We start from the raw sequence: 1,226 nt of genomic DNA, 5'->3' as shown, positions 1-1,226 counted from the left end.
CTCACCAGACGACAGGCCGTGGCACGTGCGCAAGGTKAACAGCAGCAGTTGTTTGCCTTCTGTTTTGAGATGTATCAAAAGCAGATGAAAGCGTACAACGCGCTCGACTTTGATGATCTTATCTTGCTGCCCGTATTACTCCTCGTGGCCAGGAGAGGTGCTCAATACTGGCAAACCAGTATCCGTTATCTTCTGGTCGATGAGTATCAAGACACCAACACCAGTCAATACGAACTGGTGAAACTGCTGGTGGGTGAGCGTGGACGATTAACCGTGGTTGGGGATGATGACCAATCAATTTACTCTTGGCGTGGCGCAAAACCGCAAAACTTTAGTGTTGTTGGGGCAAGATTTACCCCAACTTACGCCTGATTAAATTGGAGCTAAAACTACCGTTCAACCAGCCGTATTTGCGTGCGGCGAACCATCTTGATTGCCAATAACCCAACACGTGTATGAAAAGTCGCTCTTCTCGGAAAATTCCCGATGGAGAAAAACTCAAAGTGCTGTTGGCCAATAATGATGAGCGATGAGGCGGAGCGCGTCACGGGGAATCATTGCCCACAAGTTTCTCAATCGCACCGACTATCGTGACTACGCCATCCTCTATCGTGGTAATCATCAATCGCGCCTCATCGAAAAGTCGCTGATGCAAAACCGCGTTCCTTACCGACTGTCTGGTGGCACGTCTTTCTTTGCACGCGCAGAGATCAAAGACATCATGGCGTATTTGCGAGTGTTGGTGAATCCTGATGATGACAACGCATTTCTGCGCATCGTCAACACGCCCAAGCGTGAAATTGGCCCTGTGACGCTCGAGAAGCTAGGCAGCTATGCCAACATGCGTGGCAAAAGTTTATTTGAAGCCGCTTGAACTTAGGCCTTGAGCAGCATCTGACCGGACGTGGTCTCGACAATTTGCGTCGCTTTACTCATTGGCTGGTGGCGATTGCCGATCAAGCGGAGCGAGGGGACACAGTCGAAGCGGTGCGCTCGTTGGTGCGAGATATTCATTATGAGGATTGGTTGTACGAAACATCTGCCAGCCCGAAAGCCGCAGAAAATGACGCATGAAAAACGTCTCTGATCTCTACTCTTGGATTGTCGCCGATTAGAAGGTGACAATAACGATCAAGAAGAGAAAACGTTGAAAGAAGTGGTTCAACGTTTGACACTGCGTGACATGATGGAACGTGGTGAAGAAGATGAAGACAGTGATGCCGTAC

Annotated in this window: 1 pseudogene; it reads left to right on the top strand. The window is 49.4% G+C overall.

The features are described from left to right. Positions 1 to 1,226, top strand: a pseudogene (locus CIK04_RS26635) (3'-5' exonuclease); the annotation flags it as partial.

It is taken from the genome of Vibrio sp. 03_296 (assembly GCF_002265885.1).
The sequence above is the reverse complement of the archived record's forward strand: the minus strand, read 5'-3'. Positions and strand labels throughout refer to the sequence as shown.